Origin of the sequence: Actinophytocola xinjiangensis, from assembly GCF_001921215.1 — a bacterium.
In the GTDB taxonomy this organism is placed as follows: domain Bacteria; phylum Actinomycetota; class Actinomycetes; order Mycobacteriales; family Pseudonocardiaceae; genus Actinophytocola; species Actinophytocola xinjiangensis.
Window position 1 is genome coordinate 927,181 of sequence record NZ_MSIF01000001.1, and the last position, 15,297, is coordinate 942,477.

The 15,297-nt window shown below is 70.7% G+C and carries 15 protein-coding genes; 6 read left to right on the forward strand and 9 right to left on the reverse strand.

Annotated elements, in window-relative coordinates:
* Positions 1 to 25: 25 nt before the first annotated feature.
* A complete protein-coding gene (locus tag BLA60_RS04120; RefSeq protein WP_075131271.1) occupies positions 26 to 871 on the reverse strand; it encodes an NAD(P)H-binding protein in 846 nt (281 codons plus the stop codon).
* Positions 872 to 962: 91 nt separating this feature from the next.
* On the opposite strand from BLA60_RS04120, the gene BLA60_RS04125 reads away from it, so the two are divergent.
* Positions 963 to 1,934, forward strand: coding sequence for an AraC family transcriptional regulator (locus BLA60_RS04125; protein ID WP_075131272.1), 972 nt, complete (start codon positions 963 to 965; stop codon positions 1,932 to 1,934).
* A 380-nt stretch (positions 1,935 to 2,314) separates the two neighbouring features.
* On the opposite strand, the gene BLA60_RS04130 is transcribed toward BLA60_RS04125, so the two are convergent.
* Entirely contained in the window at positions 2,315 to 3,232 is a 918-nt protein-coding gene (locus tag BLA60_RS04130) for a peptidoglycan-binding domain-containing protein (RefSeq protein ID WP_211288579.1), read from the reverse strand.
* 11 nt (positions 3,233 to 3,243) lie between these two features.
* Complete coding sequence (locus BLA60_RS04135) at positions 3,244 to 4,206, reverse strand: peptidoglycan-binding protein (protein ID WP_211288580.1); 963 nt, start codon at positions 4,204 to 4,206, stop codon at positions 3,244 to 3,246.
* A gap of 350 nt (positions 4,207 to 4,556) precedes the next feature.
* Between BLA60_RS04135 and BLA60_RS04140 the strand changes: the two genes are divergently transcribed.
* Together BLA60_RS04140 and BLA60_RS04145 are read left to right on the forward strand one after the other, a co-directional pair.
* The gene (locus BLA60_RS04140; protein ID WP_075131275.1) at positions 4,557 to 5,663 is read left to right on the forward strand and encodes an RICIN domain-containing protein; all 1,107 of its coding nucleotides are present in this window, start codon (positions 4,557 to 4,559) and stop codon (positions 5,661 to 5,663) included.
* A gap of 93 nt (positions 5,664 to 5,756) precedes the next feature.
* Positions 5,757 to 6,509: an ankyrin repeat domain-containing protein gene (locus BLA60_RS04145; protein ID WP_075131276.1), complete on the forward strand. Its 753-nt coding sequence runs from the start codon at positions 5,757 to 5,759 to the stop codon at positions 6,507 to 6,509.
* Positions 6,510 to 6,580: 71 nt separating this feature from the next.
* Here the strand turns inward: BLA60_RS04145 and BLA60_RS04150 are convergent, their stop codons facing one another.
* Together BLA60_RS04150 and BLA60_RS04155 are read right to left on the reverse strand one after the other, a co-directional pair.
* Positions 6,581 to 7,150: a hypothetical protein gene (locus BLA60_RS04150; RefSeq protein ID WP_154814092.1), complete on the reverse strand. Its 570-nt coding sequence runs from the start codon at positions 7,148 to 7,150 to the stop codon at positions 6,581 to 6,583.
* A 57-nt stretch (positions 7,151 to 7,207) separates the two neighbouring features.
* Positions 7,208 to 10,450, reverse strand: coding sequence for a S8 family peptidase (locus BLA60_RS04155; protein ID WP_084734606.1), 3,243 nt, complete (start codon positions 10,448 to 10,450; stop codon positions 7,208 to 7,210).
* A gap of 298 nt (positions 10,451 to 10,748) precedes the next feature.
* Between BLA60_RS04155 and BLA60_RS04160 the strand changes: the two genes are divergently transcribed.
* Together BLA60_RS04160 and BLA60_RS04165 are read left to right on the forward strand one after the other, a co-directional pair.
* Entirely contained in the window at positions 10,749 to 10,952 is a 204-nt protein-coding gene (locus BLA60_RS04160) for a cold-shock protein (protein ID WP_075131278.1), read from the forward strand.
* 176 nt (positions 10,953 to 11,128) lie between these two features.
* The gene (locus tag BLA60_RS04165; protein WP_154814093.1) at positions 11,129 to 11,533 is read left to right on the forward strand and encodes a hypothetical protein; all 405 of its coding nucleotides are present in this window, start codon (positions 11,129 to 11,131) and stop codon (positions 11,531 to 11,533) included.
* Positions 11,534 to 11,584: 51 nt separating this feature from the next.
* Here the strand turns inward: BLA60_RS04165 and BLA60_RS04170 are convergent, their stop codons facing one another.
* Positions 11,585 to 12,454, reverse strand: a complete 870-nt coding sequence (locus BLA60_RS04170) for an NAD(P)H-binding protein (RefSeq protein ID WP_075131280.1) — start codon at positions 12,452 to 12,454, stop codon at positions 11,585 to 11,587.
* A gap of 74 nt (positions 12,455 to 12,528) precedes the next feature.
* On the opposite strand from BLA60_RS04170, the gene BLA60_RS04175 reads away from it, so the two are divergent.
* The gene (locus tag BLA60_RS04175) at positions 12,529 to 13,092 is read left to right on the forward strand and encodes a TetR/AcrR family transcriptional regulator (RefSeq protein ID WP_245811807.1); all 564 of its coding nucleotides are present in this window, start codon (positions 12,529 to 12,531) and stop codon (positions 13,090 to 13,092) included.
* A gap of 11 nt (positions 13,093 to 13,103) precedes the next feature.
* Here the strand turns inward: BLA60_RS04175 and BLA60_RS04180 are convergent, their stop codons facing one another.
* From BLA60_RS04180 to BLA60_RS04190, 3 genes are all read right to left on the reverse strand, one after another.
* Entirely contained in the window at positions 13,104 to 13,598 is a 495-nt protein-coding gene (locus BLA60_RS04180; RefSeq protein WP_075131282.1) for an SRPBCC family protein, read from the reverse strand.
* 113 nt (positions 13,599 to 13,711) lie between these two features.
* A complete protein-coding gene (locus BLA60_RS04185) occupies positions 13,712 to 14,929 on the reverse strand; it encodes an RNA polymerase sigma factor (protein WP_075131283.1) in 1,218 nt (405 codons plus the stop codon).
* Positions 14,926 to 15,261, reverse strand: coding sequence for a YciI family protein (locus tag BLA60_RS04190; RefSeq protein ID WP_075131284.1), 336 nt, complete (start codon positions 15,259 to 15,261; stop codon positions 14,926 to 14,928). Before BLA60_RS04190 ends, BLA60_RS04185 begins: the two co-directional genes overlap by 4 nt.
* Between the last annotated feature and the right edge of the window lie 36 nt (positions 15,262 to 15,297).

Genomic DNA, 15,297 nt, shown 5'->3' on the forward strand with positions numbered 1-15,297 from the left:
TGTGCCGGGGACCCGACGGAGATCGTCAGGCTGCCCAGCCGTCTGCCGAGGCGGTGGTCTTGGCGAACTCGGCGAACGTCCTCGGCGCGCGGCCGAGGGCACGCTCCACACCGTCGGACAGGTACGCGTCCGTACCGTTCCTGAGCGGCTCGACGACATCGGCGAAGGCCTGCGCGTCCTCGCGCGGCAACCCCTGCTCGACGAGCTCCGCGACGTACTCGTCGACGGAGAGCGGCACGTAACGGACCTCGCGGCCGGCGGCCTCGGAGATCGTGGAGCACGCTTCGGCCAACGTCACCGCCCTGGGCCCCGACAGCTCGTAGATCTGGCCCGAGTGCCGGTCCTCGGTCAGCGCGGCGACCACGACGGCGGCGATGTCCTCGGCGTCGACGAAGCTGGCCGCCCCGTCACCGCCGGGCAGCCGGACCTCACCGGCGCGGACGGCGTCGGCGAAGAAACCCTCGCTGAAGTTCTGCGCGAACCAGCCCGGCCTGCTGATCGTCCACTCCAGGCCGCTCTCCCGCACGGCGGCCTCGCTGTCGAGCAGGCCGTCCAGCGCACCGCCGCTGTCGTTCGCGTACTCGGGGTTGTCGATGCCACGCCCGGAAGCCAGCACGAGCCGCTTCACCCCGTGCTTCACCGCGTGCTCGACGAACGGCCGCACGAGCGTCGTGCCGTCCAGCTGCACGATGTAGGCCGCCCGCGCGCCCTCCAGGGCGGCATCCCAGGTGCCGCGATCGTTCCAGTCGAACACGTGCTCGGTGCTACGGGCCGCCGCGCGCACCGCGAGGCCCTTGGCCCGCAGCTGGCTGACGACGCGACGGCCGGACTTGCCGGTCGCCCCGGTGACAAGAATTGGATGGTCAGACATGGCCACAGTCAACCGGGCGTTGTCAAGACAATCCATGGCTGATCGGCTCCGTTTGATGTCTGGGCGTCTACGGTGCGGATACAATGCGGACATGGACGTCGTGTCGGAGTTGTTGGCGGAGGTGCGGGCGCGAGGTGCCGTCTTCCGTCAGACGATCATGAAACCCCCGTGGTCCCTGCGGATGGCCAGCGGTGCCCCGCTGACGCTGGCCACGATGGTCCGCGGTCACGCCTGGATCGTTCCCGACCAGCACGAACCGGTGCTCATCGGCGAGGGCGACATCGCCGTGGTCCGCGGCGACGTGCCCTACGCGGTCGCCGACGACCCCGCGACCCCGCCGTCGCTGGTGGTGACCAGCGTCGACTACTGCCCGACGGCTGACGGCGTCGAACACTCCTCCCCGTCGGTACGGTCGTGCGGGACACCGGGCGACGGGACCACCGTGCTGCTCAGCGGGGCGTTCGAGCGTCGGGGCGCCCTCAGTGAACGGCTGCTGCAGGCCCTGCCGGTCGTGCTGACCGTACCGGCGCGGGAGAGTGTCTGCCTGCCGGCGGAGCTGGTGGCCCAGGAGGTCGCCCGGGACCGTCCGGGACAGCAACTGGTGCTGGACCGGATGCTGGACCTGCTGCTGGTGTCCGCGCTGCGCAGCTGGTTCGCCAACCCGGAGACCAACGCTCCTGCCTGGTGCCGCGCGCTGGACGACCCGGTGGTGGGCGCGGCGCTGCGGCTGCTGCACGACACCCCAGCCCATCCGTGGACGGTGGCCAACCTCGCGACCAAGGTGGGGGTGTCGCGGGCAGCGCTGGCCCGGCGGTTCACCGCCCTGGTCGGTGAACCGCCGATGGCCTACCTCACGGGCTGGCGGATCGCGCTGGCCTCGGACCTGCTGCGGGAGACCGACCACACGGTGGGCACGATCGCGAAGCGGGTCGGCTACGCCAACGCGTTCGCACTGAGCGTGGCGTTCAAACGGCTGCGCGGCACCCGCCCGAGCGACCACCGCAAGCCGGCGGCGTCGGCACCGGTCGACAGTCAGTTCGGGAGTCGTACCGAGAGCGCGTGAACCGCACGCCTGCTTGCGCAGCAGGGTGAACCCGAGCGGAGCGACGCTGCCGGTGCCGTCGGTGTCGATCAGCTGTGTGAGCCGCTCCACGTCACCGCGATGGCGCATTCATATCCACGACACGGAAAACCACGAAGGTGTTCCCGTCCGGATCGGCCAGCGTGTACAGCGCCCGGTCGAGGGATCGACACGGGTGACATGCGAAGAATTCCAGCACCTGGCCGTAGGAATTGACCGCGCAGTATCGCTTGCGCCCGGGGTTTCACTCGGTGGTGGTCGTGGAGGATTAGGCCGAGGTGATTCGCGGCCTGGCCGAGGCGCGTGCCGGTGGCCGGGCGCCAGGTGACATGTCCTGGCGGCGGCCACCGACACGCCTGCCGTTACCGGGCCTGCGCGGCGGCCGACTCCACGCGGGCGATGAGCGCCCGTGCGGCGGACTCGGCCTGGTCGTAGCGGTCAGGGAACGCCGAGACCTGGACGGCCTGGGCCACTCGGCCCGCCGACCAGTCGGGGTGGGCCGCCGCGACGGGAATCGCCCTGGTGAAGAACGAGTTCGACGCGTAGGCGACGTCCACGACCTGGACCGGCGTGCCCCAGCCCTGGGACGGGCGTTGCTGGAACACCCCGAGGGAGTCCCGGTCGCCGCAGGGCAGGTTGTGCATGTTGGACTCGACCAGCCCGGTTTCGAACCCGGCGAGGATGACCCGGTCGTTGGCGCCGAGGCCGGTGGCGGTCCGGTGGACGATCCGGGCCACCTCGATGTCGGGCTGGCTCGGCACCGGGCAACCCGATCCGGCCTGCCCGACGAGGTGTGCCCACGTCTGCGGACCGATGACGCCGTCCACCGCCAGCCCGTTGTCGGTCTGGAACTTGCGGACCGCCGTCGCGGTCGCCGGGCCGAAGCTGCCGTCGATGACCAGGGCGGAACGGAACTTGTTCAACTGGATCTGCGCGGCGCGGACCGCGTCGCCCGACGCGCCCTGCTTCACCGTGATCACCAGACCGGTCCAGGTCTGCGGGCCGACGACGCCGTCGGCGGTGAAACCCTTCGACTGCTGGAACGCCACCACGGCGGCTTTCGTGGCCGACCCGAAGTCGCTGTCGGGCGAGATCGTGCGGCCGTGGGCGCGCAGCAGGTACTGGGCGGTGGTCACGTTCGCGCCGGTGTTCCCGGTGCGGAGCACCGGCCAGGACGGCGCCGCGCTGGCCGGTGTCGCGAGCCCGGCCAGCATCATCATGACCGCGCACAGCATCACAGCCAGGCGCGGGACCCCTCGTCGTGCGGGCGTGTGGTTCATGGTTGTCGACCTCATCCGATGCATCCGCTGGTGGGAAGGGAACCCGCGGCCGGCGGAGTGCTTCCGTCGTAGATCGCCAGCAGGTAGGGCTGCGGGCACCGGTTGGCGCCGCCCGCGTAGATCTCGATGTGCAGGTGCGGGCCGGTGGAGTTGCCCGTGCTGCCGGACAGGCCGATCTGGTTGCCCGCGGCGACCCTGGTGCCGGAACCGACGCCGTGGCTGGACAGGTGGCAGTACAGGTAGGACGCGCCGTCGTCGCCCGCCAGCGAGTAGCCCAGGCCGCAGCGGCTGTTGTTGATCTGGTTGGCGACGCCGGAACGGACGGCGTAGAGCGGGGTTCCGGTGCCGACCGGCAGGTCCAGCGCCGGATAGTCGTGGTGCGGGGCCTGGTAGTAACCCCGCGACAGCGAGCCGCGCGGGATCGGCAGCGAGTAGCCGCCACCGCCGCCACCGTTGCCGACGACGTACTGCCAGGTCTGCGGTCCGATGATGCCGTCGACCGCCAGTCCGTTGCTCGACTGGAACGACCGTGCCGCGGCGGCGGTCGCCGGTCCGAACGCGCCGTCCACGGCCAACCCGAAGCCGTGCTTGTTCAACGCGGTCTGCGCGGCGGCGACGGCCTGGTTGCTGTCGCCCTGGCGGACCGTGGCGATCAGCCCGCCCCAGGTCTGCTGGCCGATGATGCCGTCGGCGGTGAAGCCGCGGGCCTGCTGGAAGGCGACGACCGCGCCACGGGTCGCCGGTCCGAACGCGCCGTCCGGCGCGATGTCGTGCCCGTGGTGGCGTAACAGGTACTGCGCCGTGGCGACGTCCGCCCCGGCCGATCCGGAGTTGAGCACCGGCCAACCCGGCGCCGCGGCGGCGGGCTGGCCGGCGCCCAACAGCATGGTCAGGGCCGCGCCGACGGCGACGAACGCCCTCAGTACGCGGCGGGTTGCTGACTTCTTTGCGACAGCAGGGATTCGTGGTTCCAACTCGGCTCCCCGAGGACGAGTGACAAGTTGGGGCCAAAAGTAACCGGGCCCGGGTGGTCGTGGTGTCGTGTGCGGTCACACGACAGCCGTTCAGTTCAGCGAATGCCGCCGACCGGACGCAGCCTCCCCCCATCCGGCGTGCCGCGATTGGCCGCTCACCGCACTCGACGCGGGCGCCGGCGCACCACCGGGGTCCGACTGTGTCCTTCCGGCGCCTGGCGGCACATGCGAGGCCAGGTGGACCAAAAGCAGGACAGGATCCCGGACAGGTCTTGACAGCGGTGACACACCGTCAATGTCCTTGACACAGTGCGAAAACCCCAGGGCAGTCGACGGCGAGGAGATCAGGCATGCGCTGGACCCTCAGGCGGCTGGGCGCCGCCGCGCTCACACTGGTGCTCGGCCTCGGGCTCGGGGTCACCGCGGCCGCCCCGGCGGCGGCCGAGTCGAACGGCGGGGTGCGGGTGATGCCGCTCGGCGACTCGATCACCGACGGTTTCAACGTGCCGGGCGGGTACCGGATCAACCTGTGGCAGCGGATGGCGGCCGGTGGCCACACGGTCGACTTCGTGGGTTCGGGGTTCAACGGGCCGAGCCAACTGGGGGACCACGACCACGAGGGGCACTCGGGGTGGCGGATCGACCAGCTCGACGCGAACATCCAGACCTGGCTGGCGGCGACGTCGCCGCGCACGATCCTGTTGCACATCGGCACCAACGACATGAACCAGAACTACGACGTCGCGAACGCGCCGGCACGCCTGTCCGCGCTGATCGACAAGATCAGGGCGAACGCGCCGCTGGTGGAGCTGTTCGTCGCGCAGATCACCCCGGAGACCAACCCGACGCTGGAGGCGCGGGTCACCGCGTTCAACGCGGCGATCCCGGGAATCGTGGCCCAGAAGGGCCCGATGACGCACCTGGTCGACATGCACTCGGCGATCACGACCGCCGACCTGGCCGACGGTGTGCACCCCAACGCGACCGGCTACGACAAGATGGGCGCCCGCTGGTTCTCCGCGCTTCAGTCGGTGCCGGGCAGCCTCACCCCGGCCGTGCCGCCCGTCGGGGTGACCGCGTCGTGGCTGAACCCGCGGTCCAACCGTTGCCTGGACGTGTCCGGCGCGAGCACCACGGCCGGCGCGCAGGTCCACCTGTGGGACTGCCACGGCGGCACGAACCAGCGCTGGACCCGCACCACGGCCGGTGAACTACGGGTCTACGGCGACCGCTGCCTCGACGTCAACGGCAACGGCACCGCGAACGGAACCAAGATCCAGATCTGGACGTGCAACGGCTCGGCCGCCCAGCGCTTCACGTTCAACGCCGACGGGACGATCGTCGGCGCCGGTTCGGGCAAGTGCGTGGACGTGGCGTCCAGCGGCACCGCGAACGGCACCCTCGTGCAGCTCTACCAGTGCAACGGAACCGGCGCCCAACGCTGGACCGGCCGGTGACCACGTGACGACAGGCCGGTTCGGCGAGGACGACCCGCCTGCGCGACCATGGAGCTCGAGCTTCGTGCGGATCTCGGCAGGCGAAGGGGCCCGATGGCGACGATCAGCATGGACGACCCGGTCGCGGCCGCGGCGGTTCACGCGGTCCGCACCGGTGACGTGGTCGCGTTGCGGGCACTCCTGGCCGAGGACCCCGAACTGGTGAGGACGAGACTGCGCGACACCGCCGACGACGGCACGGTGTGCACGCGCACGCTCCTGCACGTGGTCGCCGACTGGCCGGGCCACTGTCCCCACGGTGCGGCCACGGTCGTCGCGCTGGCGGAGGCGGGTGCGGACGTCGACGCCCGGTTCGAAGGCCCCCACCGCGAGACCCCACTGCACTGGGCGGCGAGCTGCGACGACGTCGCCGTCCTCGACGCGCTGCTCGACGCGGGCGCGAACATCGAGGCCCGTGGCGCGGTGATCGGCGACGGCACCCCACTGTCCGACGCGACGGCCTTCGCGCAGTGGAACGCGGCGTTCCGCCTGGTCGAGCGCGGTGCGGTGACCACACTGTTCACCGCGGCCATGCTCGGTCTGCTGGAGCGTGTCGCCGCGTTCTTCCCCCCGTCGGCGGCACCCGGCGCGGACGAGGTCGATGCCGCGTTCTGGGGTGCCTGCCACGGCGGCCGTCTGCCCACCGCCCGCTACCTCATCGAGCGTGGCGCCGACCTCAACCGGGTCGCCCCCTGGGAACCGCTGACCCCGCTCGACGCCGCCCGGCGCACCAGCCCGGAGGCCGACGACCTCATCCGCTGGCTGCGTGCCCTCGGCGCCAAACCCGCCGGGGAACTGGCGTCCTGACCCCGGTCAGGCGCGCTTCACCAGCGGTGCCACCAACCGGTCCCACCGCGAGTCTCGACGCGGCGCGGGAGTCAGTGCGGCCGGGTGGGTAGGCGCAGGACCTCCGTGGGGGCGCTGAGCAGTCGCCGGGGCTGGTCGTGGGCGGTGCGTTCCCACCATCTGCCGTTGGGGTCGACGAACACGACCGTTGGGTAGTAGAGCGCCGTTGCCTCGTCGACGTCCGCGTCGGCGGGCCAGTGGATGGCGATCGGGGGTGTGGTCGCCGTCTGACCCGGTGCGATGGCGCCCAGGACGTAGGGCTCGGCCGAGCCGCCGATCGACCAGTCGGTGGAGCGGGTCGTGCCGAACCTGCCGGACACCGCGATGAGTCGGACGCTGGTCACCGGAAGGCTGCCGTAGTTGGTGTAGCTCAACGTCAGCCGTGGTGGATCCGACGTTCTGGCGCCGGACACGAACCGGGCGTGGGCCGCCTCGTTGTCCCGTCGTTCCGCGTCCCGGTAGCGGCCGTCCCGCACCGCGATCCACAGGGCGACGACGACCGCGAGCAGAGTTCCGGCCGCGCCGATCACCTGGCCCCAGGCCGCGAAGACGTCGGCGCCGACGGTGCCGAAGAACCACACCTGGGAGGTCGATTCACCCACGACAGAAACACTGCCGGATTCGCCTGCCGGACCGCAACGGTGTCGGGAGGGTGGTCCTCACCGCAGCAGGTAGGCGCGGGTCACCGTCTGGGTGACCGTGTTGCCGTCCTGGTCGGTCGCCGACACCCGAAGGGAGACCGACGACGCCCCGGCGGGATGGCCGAGCCTGGCGACCAGGCCCGGTGAGACCGGTGCCCGCCGCCAGACCGAGCCCTCGTCGTAGGAGACCTCGACGGTCAGCCGGCGTGGCCGCACGGCCGCACCGGTCTCGTCCCGCAACTCGAGCGGCAGCAGGAACGGACGGCCGGCCGGGGCCGTGCCGTTCGCGTCGAGTTCGGGCAGGAACCGGACGACGTTCAGCTCGATCGGCCTGAACTCCGGGGCGTCCACCTGGGACGACCGGAACGTCCACTCGGCACTGACCGCCGTTGTCATGGTGAACGGCGCCGGGCGCGACGCCTGTGTGGTGAGGCGGTAGGTCCTCGGTTCCGCCGGCAGGTCGGTGAAGTAGCCCGAGGCGCTGCGCGGGGTCTCGCCGACCAACTCGTCGTCCACGTACAGCCTGGTGTTCGCCTGCCCGGTCGAGGAGACGCCCGCGTTGCCGGCGGCGTCGGCGAACATCGGGATCTCGACGTAGATCCCGTCGGAGTTCCGCCACGTCCAGGGAAACTCCGTCGGTGGCAGAACGGGACCGAACACCGGGTCGTTGAACCGTTCGTGATAGGTGCGGCCAGGGCGGTAGTCGCGTCCCCCCACCGCGCGAAGGGTGGCGACCGGATCGCCGTTCGCGGACAACAGCGACAGGGTGGGATCCCACCGCACCCCGTCGGTGGTCAGGTACTCCGTGCGGGTGTCCGGTAACCGAGGCACGTCCGTCGGGGGGACCAGAAGGTACGCGTACCCCGTGAGCGGCTGCGGAAGCCACTCCACCCGCGCCGAACCGTCCGGCAGCGCACCCCGGCCGATCGTCGAGCGCACTCTGGCCAGTTCACGCCGGCTCACCGCCCTGGTGAACCCCGTCGGGAACTCGTCGAGAAACCACACGAGCCGGTAGGACGCCTCGTCGGCACCGAGCCAGCTGGTGTTGACCCAACCGTTCGTCCCGAGTCCTGGTGGCTCGTCCCCGATCCGCGCGGTCGAGACGGTGCTGAGGTCCGCGAACGACAGGCTGTTGATCAGAATGCCCGTGGCGGTCTCCAACTGGACACCGATGTCGGCGAACTCCAGAGTCGCCTCGGCCGGTGGGGTGAGGCTGATCGGCCTGGTGGTCGCGGGATCCACGTCGACCGTGAGGTCGCGGTCCAGCACGAGACCCGGCTGCTGGATCCAGTTGGTGTGGCCGCCTTGCTCGGTGTACACGACGTGGTCGGCGACGTAGTGGCCCTTCGGGAGGCGGACCGTCGCCGATCCGTCCTCGTCGTAGGGGTACATCCACCTGCCGTTGTCCATCCCGGTCAGGGTCGTGAAGTAGTCGCTGGTCGGGGCGCCGTGTTCGTCGGTGTAGTTCAGGGTGAGGTCGTAGCTCTCCACCTCGCGGGTGACCACGACCGGCGTCCGGGTCACGGAGTCGCCGGCCGTGGCGGTGACCGTGCCGGAGTAGTGGCCGTCGAGCGTGCCGAGGTCGGTGTCGCCGGTGATCGTCACGGTCGCCTCGCCGTGGCCGGGCACGGTGATCCGGTTCTGGCTCAACGAGAACACCTCGGCCGCGACGCCGTCCGGACCGGTGGCCGCCACGGTGAGGTCCAGGGTTACCTGGTCCTCGCCCAGGTTGCGGTAGGTGAGGGTCCGGCTCACCGGGGTGTCGTCGTCGTGCGGCCAGGCCACGGTGCCGACCCGCACGGCCGCCGGCTCGGACACGATCGTCTGTTCCAGCGCGCGGGCCAGGTCGATCCGGCCGGCGCCCTGCTCGAACGCGCCGTACGCCGGGTGGGGTTCGGCCGAGGCCGACAGCACGGCCTTGAGTTGCGCCGCGGTCAGGTCAGGGCGTTGCTCGGCCAGCAGCGCGGCGGCGCCCGCCACGTGCGGGCTGGCCATCGAGGTGCCGGACTTCGCGGTGTAGCCCTCCGCCACCGGGGGACCGGTCGTGCCTTCGGAGTGCAGGGCGGCGACGATGTCGACGCCCGGTGCGGTGACGTCCGGCTTGATCACCCCGTCCCGCTCGGTGGGCCCACGGCTGGAGAACTCGGCGACCTCGTCGGTCCGTTCGACGGCGCCCACGGTCAACGCCTCGGGCGCGCTGCCCGGTGAGCCGACCGTGTGGTTGTCCGGACCGGCATTGCCGGCGGCGACGACGAACAACGTGCCGTATTCCTCGGTCAGGGCGGCCAACGCCTGTTCCGTCGGGTCCAGGGCGGTGGTGTCCGGGCCGCCGAGGCTCATGTTGACCACGTCGGCGCCCTGCGCGGCCGCCCACTCCATGCCGGCGATGATCCACGAGTCCGCACCGTAACCCCGGTCGTTGAGCACCTTGCCGTCCAGGATCGACGCGCCCGGCGCGATGCCCCGGTACCTGCCGCCCGACCGGGTGCCGGTGCCGGCAACGGTGGACGCCACATGCGTACCGTGGCCGCGTCGGTCGACGTTGTCCGGGCTGTCGGTGAAGTTCTGCTCGGCGACCTCCCGGTCGGCGAGGTCGGGGTGGGTCTGGTCCACACCGGTGTCGAGCACCGCGACCGTCACGCCGGCGCCGGTGTAGCCGGCCTCCCACGCGGCCGGAGCACTGATCTGTGCGGCACTGCGGTCCAGGGTGGCCTGCTGTTGACCGTCCAGCCACACCGCCGACACCCCGGCGGCCATCGTCCCGGCACTGGTCAACGCGTTCCAGGCATCGCCCGCCCCCGTTTTCGTCACCGCCATCGCCGTTCCGTTGATACTGGGCAGTTCCCGGGACACCGTGGCGTCGACCACCCGGGGCGCCGCCCGGCCGGCCGGGCGAGTCACGATCAGCGGCACGGTGTCGCGCCGCGCGTCGTCATAACCGAACTCGAGCAGTGTGGTGATGTCGAAGAGTCGACGGTCCAGCCGACCGGAGGCGACCAGCCGGGCGGCGTCCGACGGAATGACATGGGACCGCCCGTCCGCGACGAACCGGGAGAACGTGATGGACTCCCGCCCGGCTCCCGCCCGTACCGACCGCACCGTTCCCTCGCGCACGGCGACCTGGTCACCGCTGATCAGCGTGACCGTGTCGACGGTTTCGGGACCGTCCGCCTGTGACGGGTTCGCGCTCGCCGGTGCGGTGACACCGACCACCAGGGCGACGACGGCCAATCCGGTCCGGAACCTCGCGGCGACGTTCACCGAAAGAATCTATACTCGGCCAGGGCCGACAACAACGCCACATTCGGCCGTTGGCGTTGGTCCGTTCGACGCCGCCGGCCGACTCGCCGGGGACGGCGCCGAACCAGGTGCGCTCGCTCCGGCATCGGAGATCGTGTAGGCTGGGCGTGGTCGTTGGTTTTGTGTGTTCGTGTTCTTGCGCACTCGCGAAACGTTGTAGCGGGTGTTCGCGTTTCTCCAGGTTGGTTGAAGCAGATCCCGTCGCAGACAACCGGGTTCGCCGTGATCGCGACGAATCTCAACCTGTTGAGGAGAAATTATGGCTCAGGGCGTCGTCAAGTGGTTCAACTCCGAGAAGGGCTTTGGTTTCATCGCCCCGGATGACGGTACCGCTGACGTGTTCGTGCACTACTCGGAGATCCAGGGCGGCGGCTTCAAGTCGCTCGAGGAGAACCAGCGTGTGCAGTTCGATGTTGGTCAGGGCCAGAAGGGCCCTCAGGCGACCGGCGTCACCGTCGTCTGATTCATGTCCGGCCCCTGGCCGGACATGGTCCACCTGCCGCCGGCAGGCCCGCTGACCGGGCCTGCCGGCTTTGGTGTGCCCAGGGCGAATCCCTTGTGCCCAAGTGGCGACGGACACAGTGGACGGTTACCTTCGGTAGAAGTCTGATATCCGAAAGTAACCATGAGGAGGAGTCCATGAGGACTTACCATCGCTGTGCGCTGGTGGCGGCGGTACTGACCGCCGTCGTTCCACTCGTCTCCAGCCCGGCCGCCGCGGCGCAGCCTGACTGTGGTGAACGGGACTTCTGCCTGTTCGCCGGCCCGCGGCAGACCGGGCCGATCCTGTTCCAGCAGACGGTGACCGTGCACGAGGACTACGTCGAGCTGGTCAACGTCGAGGATGTCCAACCGCCGATCGATCCACGCTCGGCCAGGCTTCCAGGGTTGCCGGAAGGGCTGGCCTGCGTCGCCGTCCTCTACACCGAACCGCATTACGGGGGCGACACCCAGGAGATCCCGTACGGTTACCCCCTCGACGTCGAGGCGCTGAGCGAACTGACCGGAGAGCAGGTCGGCACCATCGACGCCGACTGCGGCTGACCTCGCGACCGGTTGGGAGAGGTGCTGGTTCCTCCGGGAGGAACTCCCGGCTCATGCTGACCAGGACGCCCTGATCGTGTCGGCGTTGTCGCGCAGGAAGTCGTCGAAGGTGTGGGCCGGGCGGCCGGTGAGGTCGGTGACCGCGGTCGTGGTCGGGGCGAGTCTGCCGGTCGCGACCTCGGTGAACAGGGCGGCCACGTCCTCGGCGAACGAGGTGGGCAGGCCGAGTCCGGTGAGTCGCGTCGCGAAGGTGTGCGCGGGGAGGTCGACGTAGCGGATCTCCCTGCCCGCCACGGCGGAGAGTTTCGCCGCGATCTCGGTGTGCGTGAACGCTTCGGGGCCGGTGAGCACGAACGTCTCACCTGCCCGTGGCTCGCCGGTCAGGAGCGTGGCCGCGCAGGCCGCGATGTCCGCGCAGTCCACGTAGGACACGCGGCTGTCGCCGTAGGCGCCGAGGATGTCGCCGTGTTCGGTGAACACGGCGGCGCCGGTCAGGAAGTTCTGCATGAAGCCGCTCGGCGCCAGGACGCTCCAGTCCAGGCTGGACGCCTTGAGGTGCTGCTCGACCAGTCCGTGCGCGCCTTCGGCCAGCCTGCCGCCCACGCGCGCGTGCCAGACCGACAGCTTCACCACGTACCCGACCCCCGCCTCGACGGCGGCGTCGATCACCGTGCGCTGCTGGCCGACCATGGGCTGCTCGCCGGCCGACGGTTGGGCGCCACCCGCGTTGAGGAACACCCGGTCGGCGCCTCTCAACGCGGCCGCCACCGCGGCGGGGTCGTCGAGGTCGCCGACCACGTACCGGCAGCCGAGCTCCTCACCCTTCACCGGGTCGCGCACGAACGCGGTGACGTCCGCGTCACGCAGCAGGTGGACGAGGTGGCGACCGATGGTGCCGGACGCGCCGAAGACCAGGATCATCGCGTTCTCCCGTTAAGCTGAGGGTGGCTCGAGTAATTAAGTCGAGGGTACCTCGGTTTATGTGGGAGGCGAAAGTGGGTCGTCGGCCGAGAGCGGACGCACGCCGCAACTACGACGCCCTGCTGGCGGAGGCGGACGCCACGTTCCGCGAGCAGGGCACCGGTGCGTCGCTGGAGGGCATCGCGCGGCGGGTGGGGGTGGCGATCGGCACGCTGTACGGCCACTTCCCGAACCGCAGAGCGCTGGTCGGCGCCCTGCTGCGGGAACGGAACGAGGCACTGTTCGACGCGGGCGCTGCGCTGACGCAGGCACCGCCGGAGGAGGCACTGCGCCGCTGGGTCGACGTCGTGGTCGCCCACGCCGCCAGCTACCAGGGACTCGCCGAGCTGCTGGCGGACGGCGTCGACGACGAGGCCTCCGAACTCCACGCGTCCTGCGCGCGGATGACTGACATCGGGGAGCGGATCGTCTCGCACGCGATCGGGTCCGGGGTGGTGCGACCGGACGTGACCGGCGCGGACGTGTTCGCGTTGATGAACGCGGCCGCCTGGACCCGCGAGCACACGTCCGAGGAACAGGCGGCGCGGCTCGTCTCCTACACGATCGACGGACTGCTCGTGCCACGTCGTTCCGCGTAGTGGGCGCCGGTTCACCGGCGGTAGCGCGGGATGGGCTGGCCCGCGCCGGTGGTGATCAGCTCCGGCAGGCTCGTGGTGATGTAGAAGGTCCAGCCGCGGGAGCAGGCCTCGAAACAGGCGGACTCGGCCGCGGTGAGGCCGCTGTGGGTGAAGTGCAGCGTCGTGCCCCGCGCGTCGGTGGTGATGTCGAAGACGGCGGTGGTGTCGGTCCATTCGTGGTGGTCGTCGACGAAGTCGAGGTAGGAGTCCACGCAGTGCCAGACCATCCGGCGGCCGGGGTCGACCTCGGTGAGCTGGAACCGGGCGAACCGGATGCCCGTCCTGGTCCGGGCGGCCTCGCCGGGGTACTGGCTGTCGTCGCTGAAGACGAACTCGTCGTGCAGGGCCGCCGAGTCGCCGATGAGGTTCTCGGTCCACCAGTCCCGGACGTGGGTGATGGCGGCGAAGACCTCGTCCGGTGTCTGGTCGACGGTCGTGGTGGCGGTCAGGTGCTGGGTGTTCGACATCGTCTGCCTCCCTGTGTGGTGGGTTTCGCCCCACCGACGAAGGAGGCCGACCGGGATCGACAGCTTCGCGGGACAAACGTCGAAAAAGTTCGACGAAAGCACGTCGGTGCTGGTCAGAGGCTATGAAGACGGCCCGTCAGGTAGCGGCGTTCGGCATCGGTCGGCGCCAGTTCCACCGCCTGTTCGTAGGCCGTGGCGGCCTCGGCGAGGCGGCCGGCCCGGCGGAGCAGGTCGGCCCGGGTCGCGGGCAGCAGGTAGTAGCCGTCGAGCGTGCCGTCCTCGGCGAGCCGGTCGACGAGCGCGAGACCGGCGGAGATGCCCTCGGCCATGGCGATCGCCACGGCGCGGTTGAGGTCCACCACGGGTGAGGGCGCCAGCCGCGTGAGTTCGGCGTAGAGAGCGGCGATCCGCGGCCAGTCGGTGGAGCTCGTGTCCGGCGCGGTGGCGTGACAGGCGGCGATCGCGGCCTGCACCTGATACGGACCGGAACGCCGCATGGCCAGCGCGTCGTCGAGCGACGCCAGGCCCTCGGCGATCAGCGCGCCGTCCCACCGGGACCGGTCCTGGTCCTCCAGGGTCACCAGCACGCCACCGTCGGTGCGACTCGCGCGACGGGACTCGAGCAACAACATCAACGCCAACAGGCCGCGCGCCTCGGGCTCGGTCGGCATCAGCCGGACGAGCACCCTGGCGAGATGGATCCCCTCGGCCGCCAGCGCCCGGCGTTCGTCCTGTTCGTCGTAGCCCTCGTTGAAGATCAGGTACAGCACCGCGAGAACGGCGGTCAGCCGCCGCGGCAGCAGTTCCGCCGGCGGCACCCGGTAGGGGATCCCGGCCTCGACGATCTTGCGTTTGGCGCGCACGAGGCGCTGGGCCATCGTCGGCTCGGCCGTCAGGAACGCCTTGGCGATCTCACCCGTGCTCAACCCCGCCACCGTGCGCAGCGTCAGCGCGACCCGGGCGGGGAACGGCAGCGCCGGATGGCAGCAGGTGAAGATCAGGCGCAACCGCTCGTCCGGAATCTCCTCAACGGACGGTTCCAGGGGGTCCCGCTCCAGCACGCCGAGCTGCCGCAGCCGCGCCGAGCCGGTCGCGTCCCGCCGCAGCCGATCCCTCGCCCGGTTGCGCGCCGTGGTCGTCAGCCACGCACCCGGTCGATCCGGCACTCCGTCACGCGACCACGTCGCCATCGCCGCGGCGAACGCCTCCTGCGCGCAGTCCTCCGCCAGATCCCAGTCCCCGGTCAGCCCGATCAGTGTGGCGACCACCTGGCCCCACTCGCGCCGGTACGCCGCGTCGACCGCGGCCCGAACCTCCTGCGCCGCGGTCATTCCCACACGGGGCGGACCTCGACACAACCCCGGCTCGCGTAGGGGTGCCGGGCCGCGAGCGCGAGCGCCTCGTCCAGGTCGGCGCAGTCGACGATGTCGATGCCGCCGACGAAGTCCTTCGTCTCCGCGAACGGGCCGTCGGACACGAGCGTCTCCCCGTCACGAACCCGAACCGTCGTCGCATCCGCCACCGGCCGCAGCCGCGCGCCACCGAGGGTGCCGCCCCGCCGGTCCACCTCCGCCGAATACGCCTGATGCGCCGGATCCGCCGCGATCTCCTCCGGGGAGGGCGACGTCTTCTCGTCGTCACAGATCAGGAACACGTACTTCATGGCCCCACTATGCCCGCGCCCCACGACTGCCGCCGA